A 9,530-nucleotide genomic window follows, 5' to 3' on the forward strand; every position below is an offset into this window, starting at 1 on the left:
GAAATCAGACAAAAAATTTATATTTGAACAGAAAAACCGCCGAAAATAAGCTCGTCAAATATCTCCAGAGTCAGGAAATTGCGTGTGCCGTGGTGAATCCCAAGCAGATTCGTGACTTTGCCAGAGCCTGTGGAAAGCTGGAGAAAAACGATGCCATCGACGCCAGGATCATCGCCTCTTTTGGACAGATGATGCAACCGAGGGCGATGGGAAAAGTCGATCAAAACAGGGAAAAACTTAAGTTACTGGCAACCCGCCGAGAACAGGTTCAAAGTATGATTACCCAGGAATCCAATCGCCAGCAACAAATCGAGGATCGACAAATACGGGCCTTGATTCAACGGGCGATTCAGCTTTACGAGAAACAGCTCAAAATGCTGGACAACGAAATGCGGAAGGTCATCGAAGCCGACCAGGCCATGAAAGAGAAATCCAAAATCCTGCTCTCAGCCAAAGGCGTTGGTCCGACGACAACCGCCAATCTGATTGCCGGGCTGCCTGAACTCGGAAACTGAATCGGCAGCAGATCGCCAAACTCGTCGGCCTGGCTCCTCTCGTTCGGGACAGCGGCAAGTTCAAAGGGCAGAGAAGAACCTATGCTGGCAGGAGCCAGATACGGCGCGTGCTTTATATGGCGACCTTAGTAGCCACACGCTGGAACAGTCGCATCAAAGCATTTTATCTGTCTTTATTGGAAAGAGGCAAACCAAAGAAGCTCGCCATCACAGCCTGCATGCGAAAATTTCTTACCATCCTGAATTCGATGATGAAAAACAACCAAACATGGAACGAAAATATTCTTACCTCTTGATATAATCCAAGACAGTCGCTGACCCCTTAGATCTTATCGGGAAAAGAAAACAGGCAGCCTACTTTGATGGATAAGCTGCCGGGAGGTAGAGCTAAATGGTGTCGTTCCTCGAGAGAATATTAAATCAGACCTCCCTTCACCAGACCATGGGTCAAAGTTGATCATTCTGAACGTCAGTAGCTTTATGGAATTTGCCATTAGTTTTGTGAGTGGAGGAATCTTGTATTGTGTCTCCCGATATTTGCTCAAAGCGATACAGCAGAAGGGTGTGGTCATCCACTTTGATATCAACTGGAGGCGTGAACGGTTTGCGATAGCGTTCACTGTTTGAAATCCGGAGTGCATGCAGGGTGCCTTCAAATCCGTGGGAAGCGGCCTTGCCTGCTGCGCGGGTGCCCCCAATCAATAGTGGTTTCTGCAGGCAGTCTTTAATAATTTTTCTGGCTCGCCCAAAGTTCATGCTGTTCATTCTGAGTGTTTCGCAGGGGAGCCCGTTCAGGAACAGTTTCCATATGGATCCATTCCACTGACAGGCAAGATGCACGGGGCGACTGGTGGCCACATCTCGGCTGGAAACTGATGAGATAGGAATTTCCTGGGACTGGGGATCGAGCAGAGACCATGTCCAGTATTCCCCTTGATTGATGTGATATTTCAGGCTGAGGGAACCCCATTGAAACATGGTCTGATGGGTCAGTTTCTGCTCGGTATCGGGTGAGACCCAGGCTTCAATGGTAAAAGTTCCCTCAAACTTGTCCGGGAGTGTAGTTTCAAGCCTGTCGCCGCCATCAAAGTGGATTCCCCGGCTGGTGAGTTGTTTGTCCGGTAATGTTCTGGTTGACCAGGCAGCGCCGACTATTTTTCCATGATTATGCATACCACTGAGATCGTGCAACAGGTTGCCACTTCCTTGTTCGAAGCGGTACAGAGCGACGGTTGATTCATGTTGTGTCAGTAGAGGTGGTGGCTGAAAGGCAGTATCGTACATGGTCTCTTCACTGATGCGCAGCTGCGAAATATTTCCCTGAAAGCCACGGTGCTGCCTGTCTTCGATGAAGGAGCCGGTACCAATTCGAAAGAGCGATCGCAGGTACCGTGCTTCACGCGGAGACTTTTGCTTTGCCACTTTTTCCGGTCCCTGCCCATCCACAAACACATTCAGCTTCATGCCGTCAAAGACGCCAGCGATATGATGTCTTCCGGGAGTGATCTCTGCAGAGAAGGCATGCCATGTCCAGGTTCCTTCGTGATAGTAGACGTGAACGCGTTGATTTCTCAGAACACAGTACGTGGCCCGCAGTTTCGAATGCAGGTCATAGATGACCGCGGAGGAAAAAGGGTCGTTCATACTCTCTGCAGAAATGTCGGCCCAGCATTCAATGGACAGGGGGGCATTCGGTCTGCGATAATCATAGACGGATTCGACGGTATCGTCGACTCCATTGAAATGCAGGGAAAACCGGTCGAGACTATCCAGGTCTTCTGTAGTGGGATTGGGCGTGGCACAAATCCGGAAGCCTGTGGTCGCATCCCGCATCACAGGCAGGCGACCCTCCCGATAAGCGGAACGACAGGAGAGGGGATCCAGGATGGCTGAGCCACCACGCAGTATTCTTTGAGTCCCCGTATGCGGACCGGAGGGATTATTCACGGGATTGGAGAAACTCTCTTCATTGGAGAAATAATCGCGGCACCATTCAGCGGCGTTCCCGTGCATGTCATACAGACCAAATGCATTTGTCTGGAGTTGACCACAGGGATGAGTGTGTGTCGTTCCAAACCAGCCAAAGCGGGAGAGTTGCTGTTCTCCGGCGGGATACCACTGTGTGGAAGTACCAGCGCGACATGCGTATTCCCATTGGGACTCGGCAGGAAGATCAAACGAAAGCCGGGCCTGTTTACGTGTTAACCAGCTGCAGAAGTTGCGGGCATCATACCAGGTCAGGTTGGCTGCGGGATGATCGTCGCTGAGTGTGCCTCCCAGATCACTGGCCCAGGTAATCTTTGAATTAATCTCCCCTGTATTAAAGTCAGTGCCCCCTCGCCCATCGCGTTCCGCATCGGTCTGATAACGGATTTGCTTGACAAACTGTCGATACTGTTTCCGGGAAATTTCCGTACGGCTCATATAAAAGGGTTGGGTAATGCGTGCCAGATGGTGTGGCAGGTCGGCTGTCAGTACCTGGTATTTGATTTCCCGTTGTTTTGTCGACGCTATGGTATTTTTCAGCGTTTCATCCAGTGTACCCATCATAAATTCACCGGGGGGGATCAGCTCCAGATCAATTTTGACGCCATCTCCGAGGGAGACTTCCATCTGTGGTGGCAGCTTGAGAAAGTCAGCCCAGGCCTGTTGAACTTCCTGGATACGCTCGGGTGTATCGTTGACCAGTACAGGGTCCGGCATCTCAATGGGCCATTTGAACTCGTTATTCTGACCAGGAACTTTGCTGGGATCAAATTCTTCCCAGGTCGCGCCGACAATTTTTCCATCACGACCGTTTCCGCTTAAATCCGGGATCACATTCCCTGTATCGGAGTTAAAGTGGTACAGCAGCAGGGTAGAGTCGTCGGAAGTCAATCTTTTTTCCGGAGTGAAATCTTCCAGGTAGATTGCTCCTTTGGTAAAACGACACTGATGCAGCAGTCCCGCGAAGCAGGCTTTTTTCTCGGCGACGGGTCGTCCAATCAGAGCAGGATCGGGATTGGCACAGAGATGGATGGGAATGGGAGAATGGCGATGCCGGCGTCGTATGGGGTAATTGAGTCCCTGCTTTTTTCCATTCACATACATGCCGATACTGATCCCATCGAACACAGCAGCAAGATGTACTCGTTTGCCACACCCGATCTGGCGTGAATTGGTATGGTTCGCATAATAGATACCATCATGAAACATAAATTCGGGCATTGTTCCGTTTTTCAGACGCATGAGGAACCCAGCGGTCTCCGCGTTGGAAATGATTTCCATGTCCCGGGGACGTTCTTCGCAGTCTGGTGTCAGCCAGGCTTCAAAGGTAACCGGTTCTCCACTGTCATAGACAAAGGGCGTCTCTACAAAATCATCGGCGCCATCAAAACGCAGGACATACTGTTCCTGCTTTACGGGGGTGGCTACAGGCGCTGGCGGAGGGGCCGCTGGCAGAGCCTGGCTGGTCTGTTGGATAGAGTTACTCTTTGCAGCCGGGAATACCAGCAGCAGTGCAAACAGGACCAGCAGACCGAGGAATGCCAGCACTCCATAACGTTTCCAGCTTAAGGGCCCCTGTGCTGGCTGGTTGTTAAGAATGTATTCCAGCGAATCAGCAGTCCCCAGCCGGTTCTGCAATGCAACGGTGACTTCTTCAGGCGCAGGTCTGAGTTGAGGATCCTGCTGCAGCATGGATTTAAGCAGTTTTCGATCTACCCGGTTCACATTCTGAAACTGAGTGGATGGATTAATGATTTCCAGCGTTTTAGGGTCGCGGTTTAACGGGTGACCTGTGAGTAGAAAATACCAGACGCATCCCAGGGAGTAGATGTCTGATTTGGCAGTCGCGTTGTGTGCCGCATTCCATTGCTCCGGGGAAACATAACTGATTTGTCCGAACCCCTGTCTGAGCGCGGTCAGTTCCTCGCCATCGTTGGAGCCTTCCGGTTGAAACGCCAGTCCGAAATCAGCAATCTGAACATAGCCTTTTGTGTTGATCAGAATATTTCCAGGATGGATATCGCGGTGTACGATACCCAGATGGTGAACTGCAGTCAGACCGGAGGCGATCTGATAGATAATGCTGGCACAAGCCGGAGGGGGGATGGAAGATCCAAGCTGTTCCATTTTCTGGTTCAGATTCTGTCCGTCCACGTACTCCTGGACAAAATAGGTGAAGCCGTTTTCTTCACCTGCAAACAGCGCCTTGACCACATAAGGTGATTCAACGCGGGCCAGCATCTGCACTTCACGTTCAAATCGCTCAGCCAGATCTTTCCAGTCTTTTTGTTTTTCTGTGTTGATCAGTTTGACGGCGACAGGACGAATCAGGCGTGTATCGTAGCCTTTAAAAACTCGCCCCATACCTCCAGAGCCGATTTCATACTCGAGAGAGATCTGGCCAATCGAAAGGGGGGGAACCTTGAGGCTGTTGATCAGCGCGTCGGGTTCTTCGTCCAGTCTTTCGAGTCTTTCTTTGCAATGAGTACACGTACTGAAATGGTCACTCAGCGTATCGATTTGATTATAATCGAGTTTACCCAGAGTATAGTCGGATAGCGTTGCGATATTCGGGCAGTCGGAGGGATTTGAGGCAACCACCAGTTCAGGTCCTTAGTACAGTTTCAGCATCAGTAAACGTCTCTTCCTCAAGTAACAGTGTTGATAACAGGCTGAAATGTGACAACGAATCTATCAAAACAGTTACTTTTCAATCTTCGCCCAGAAAATCGCGAATTTTCCGGAGCGCCCTTGACTGAATCTTCCGAGCATTAGCCGGTGTCACGCCTGTTTCATCGGCAATCTCCCGAGCTGTTTTTCCCCAAAGAAAATAGAGTCTCAGGACTTGTTTTTCGCTTTCTGTCAACCCGGCAAGTTGAATTATTCCCTCTGCGATATCCTTTTTTTCTTCAACCGTTTCGATGTTGTCATCGATCAGGTTATGCAGGAGGATGAGATTGTCGGTGCCCCCAGTGGGGGTGAGCTGTTTCTTGCGAAAATGATTGGCAGAAACATTGCGCAGGCATGTTTTCAGCAGTCTGATATAGCTATGCCGACCATATTCCAGCTGCAGGTTCTCCGTCGACATGACTTTGACCACTGCAGCCAGCGTTTCCTGAACGACATCTTCCACATCCTCCCTGTGGTCCAGCACACGACTGGCAATCCTGAATAAAATCCATTCAGAGAGTTGCATTAATCTGTTGCAGGATTCGGGATCCCGCTGAGAAGCGTGATTGATGAGTGTGGTCGAGATGGTGGGGATACTCATGGCCCGGGTGAAAATCTTCTGTGTTGAGACAGTTTCTGAAAAAATTATAAAACAACCCGTTTTTTGTCACAAATTGATTGAGCCGTTACACCTATCAGTGTGAGGACTAACAGTGAAAAAGCTTTGCTGATTCAGCGGCGTGTTAATTGAAGGGGCAGGGGGTAATCACATACTGAGCTTTCATATCTTATGTCTTATACACTTTTGTACCCATGCATAAAGCTTGATGCAAGCTAAAAAGATTGTGTTTTAAACAGTGGGGTCTAAATGTATTAAGTTAAATCGCCTTTCGACCAGAAAAGAACCATAACTTGAGATCTCTTTCTAGTGGATGTGTCCCCTTCCCTGGAATTAGATTGAAAGTATTTCTAAGGCGTTGGGTGCCTGCCCTCTGAGATTCAAAAATTTTGAGAATCTCGGAGGGTCTTTTTGTATCTTTCGCCTGAACTCAGGCGATCAGAGTTTCGACAGGAGTCAACGTCCTGTGCTGGGGATACGCTATCAGGCAATTCAGTTTATATCTGATGCCCTTCGTTTTTTTGTCTCCTTGCGATTTTGGGCGCGAACTGCTTCTGCAGGCGACTGCGATTATCTGCACTGAATCCGGTGCCGGATTGTTGAATGGGATCTGGGGGGAGAGCGTACGCAGCAGCTTTCCAATAGACAGCCTGGGTAGCGCCTAACAGTCTTGCAGTCGATGCTGGTACCCGGCCAAAAGGCTAACCGACTCAGAACCTGATACTGTACAGGATCTTCGATTTCTATGCAGTCGTTCCTCAGGATTTTTACGGGAAATGGAGGCGGTCTAATTGTTGAAATAACAAACAATCATCAACAGATCTGACTACTGAAAGTGGAACTCCTTCGCGGTGGCAATTTTTAATTCTGACGGCGAGAGAACTGATTGAGAAACACAGTATGGGTACTAATTTAATAATTATTCGTTAATGAAACTATCTTTATGTCACATATCTGATCGTTAGTGACACCTATTGGAAAGTGGACTAGTTATTTAATCATCACTGACAGAATACTTTGTGGAAATTATGTAAATTAACAATAAGTCACGTTGAAAAGTACAATAGTATATATTAGATAATGAACAATAAAATATTAATGAATAAAAATTCATTAATGGCTTTATGTATTTTTTGGCGGGAGTGTTACGTCAAAAATGACAAGTCAACGAGGAATCAATTGCATCAAGTTTTGTACATCCCGACATAAAGGAAAGTAAGATGTTACTGACGAACTGGCTGAAAAATTTATTCCGCATCCCCACCAGAAATCAGGGGCATCGTCGTCGATTTCAATCTCGTACTTACTTGCCCAGGAGGGCACAGGCAGTTGAATCTTTAGAAGACCGTACACTGCTCACATTTGTTTCAATCTTCTCCGGGACGGATGTGACCTTTCAGGGGTCCTCAGGTGATGACAGTCTGACTCTGCGCGAACAGTCAGGCACCGGCCTCCTGGAATTCAGCACGAATGGGAGTGCTTTCTCGACGGATCTGGGGGGAGGGAGTGTCTCTGTATCAGCAATTACCAGCCTCTCCATCAATGGTGGCAATAATCAGGACACCGTTGACCTGTCTGATCTGGACGGCTTGAGCATTGCGGCCCAGGTGACAGGCGGGCATGGCAATGACCAGTTTATTACTGGCGATGCTGATGTCACGTTCCTCTACTCGGGGACAAATAACAGTTCGGATTCCTTTACGGCAAGCGGCTCCGGACTGACGACTATTCAGGCACTCAGTGACAACACGGTAATTGGTCTGTCCAGCGTCTTTAATAACAGTGTGAACGTGATCGACGCGAATGGCAAGAGTAACGTCCGCGTGTATGGCACAGGCGGGAATGATATCCTTAACTTCTCCGACGTGACATTTACAGGTTATGATGACACGTTCTATGTCAACGCCGGTAATAATAACGATACGGTCACGACCTCCGATATTTCAGCTGGCGTACGATATCTGGGCGGTCATGGGAATGATCAGTTCATCATCGGTGCTGTCGATGCGACCTTCATCTACTCCGGAACGAATAACAGTTCGGATTCCTTCACCACGACGGGTGCCGGGGTCGGAAAGCTCCAGGCGCTCAGCGATAACACGATTATCGGAGTGGCCAGTGGCTTCAATGATGGTGCAGTACGCGTCACCGAGATCGATGCGAATGGTAAAAGTAACGTCCGCGTGTATGGCACCGGCGGGAATGATATCCTTAACTTCTCCCACGTGACATTTACAGGTTATGATGACACGTTCTATGTCAACGCCGGCAATAATAACGATACGGTCACGACTTCCGATATTTCAGCTGGCGTGCGATATCTTGGCGGTCATGGGAATGATCAGTTCATCATCGGTGCTGCCGATGCGACCTTCATCTACTCCGGAACAAACAACAGCTCTGACTCGTTTTCAGGAAATAATGCTAGTCAGACTGCGACGATTCTGGCACTGAGCGATAATACCATTATCGGCCTGGCTGATGGATTTGATAACGATGTCGATATCATTGATGATGGCGGGAAAACGGGTGTCAGGATTTATGGAACTGGTGCTAATGATTCGCTTAATTTTGAAGGGGTCCAGTTTTCCAGGACGTTATTAATCTATTCTCAAAACAACAACGATGTGGTGACGGCATCTCTGGACCGCGGTCATACGCTGACCTATGATGGGGGCCGCGGATATGACACGCTGTTTCTCTCCTTGAGCGATGCCGAGGCACAGGATGTCGGCGTGCAGGCCGCCCTGGCTGACTTTTTCGCAGTGTATAACAGCACTACTCCCTACACGTTTGGTACCGATGGTCCGAGTTCAGCTTTGGATGGTATCACCGTCCAGAATTTTGAATCGGTCCTGGTTCCCCTGGTGGTTAGCGGTGCGGGAGATTACCGAGTGGTCCGCAACGATTTTGGAGCGGGGACGGCTGATGATGAGGTCGAAATCTACCGTGATGGAATTCTCGTCGCCAGTCAATTAATGGACCACACAAGTGATGTTCGCGTGATCGGGGCTACGAATTCCAGTGACTCGCTCGAGGTCGATTTCAGTGGCGGTGATCCCATCCCCGTCCGCGAGGTGTTTTTCAATGGTTTAGGGGGCAGCGGTTCTGATGAATTGCTGATTTCCAACGGCATTCACACTGACACCATCTATGACTACACCAACGCTCATGATGGCAACATCAGTCTGGATGGCTCCCTCATTACTTATGCTGGCCTGGAACCCATTACGAATACCGGTACAACAACCAACGCGGTCTTCAATCTCACCGGAGGGGGAGATGTGGCGACGCTGACCGACAATGGAGCCACTTCCAGTTTGACCGGGAGCAGTTTCGAGAATACCACCTTCACTAACCCCACCGGTTCACTCACGATTAATGGTGGAGGGGGATCAGACCAGTTCCTGACGGGAAATGCCTATTCTGTGGAACTTGATTTGATCATTGATGCTGAAACTGTGACTATCAATCATGATGTTGTTGTGGGGTCTTTGACATCTACTGGAAATACTTTTTCCACAGGGACGTATGACGATATTTTTACTACGGCAGGTAATATCAACATCAGTACTACCGCTGGCAAGATCGATGTGCGTGGACTGCTGGATGCCCAGAACGGCGGGACAGCAGCGATAACGCTCGATTCTGCGAGCTCAGTCAATGTATCGGGCAATGTGACGACCGATGGTGGCGGCTTTACTTCTTCGGGAACCAACTTGTCAGTGGGGGGGGGGATC

General features: G+C 49.2%; 3 protein-coding genes and 1 pseudogene. 2 read left to right on the forward strand and 2 right to left on the reverse strand.

All coding sequences use genetic code 11. The features are described 5' to 3' along the window. Window positions 1-41: 41 nt before the first annotated feature. Window positions 42-811: pseudogene (locus tag ACN0YH_RS25845) on the forward strand (IS110 family transposase); the annotation flags it as partial. Window positions 812-962: 151 nt separating this feature from the next. Here ACN0YH_RS25845 and ACN0YH_RS25850 read toward each other — a convergent pair. Together ACN0YH_RS25850 and ACN0YH_RS25855 are read right to left on the reverse strand one after the other, a co-directional pair. After that, window positions 963-5,102, reverse strand: coding sequence for a protein kinase domain-containing protein (locus tag ACN0YH_RS25850; RefSeq protein WP_417382494.1), 4,140 nt, complete (start codon window positions 5,100-5,102; stop codon window positions 963-965). Window positions 5,103-5,211: 109 nt separating this feature from the next. Next, on the reverse strand, window positions 5,212-5,772 hold the full coding sequence (locus tag ACN0YH_RS25855) for an RNA polymerase sigma factor (RefSeq protein ID WP_417382495.1): 561 nt from the start codon (window positions 5,770-5,772) through the stop codon (window positions 5,212-5,214). A gap of 1,238 nt (window positions 5,773-7,010) precedes the next feature. Here ACN0YH_RS25855 and ACN0YH_RS25860 point away from each other — a divergent pair. Continuing rightward, on the forward strand, window positions 7,011-9,530 hold a 2,520-nt coding region (locus tag ACN0YH_RS25860; RefSeq protein WP_417382496.1), incomplete at its 3' end, for a beta strand repeat-containing protein.

The sequence above is a fragment of the Gimesia sp. genome (assembly GCF_048262075.1).
Classification (GTDB): Bacteria; Planctomycetota; Planctomycetia; order Planctomycetales; family Planctomycetaceae; genus Gimesia.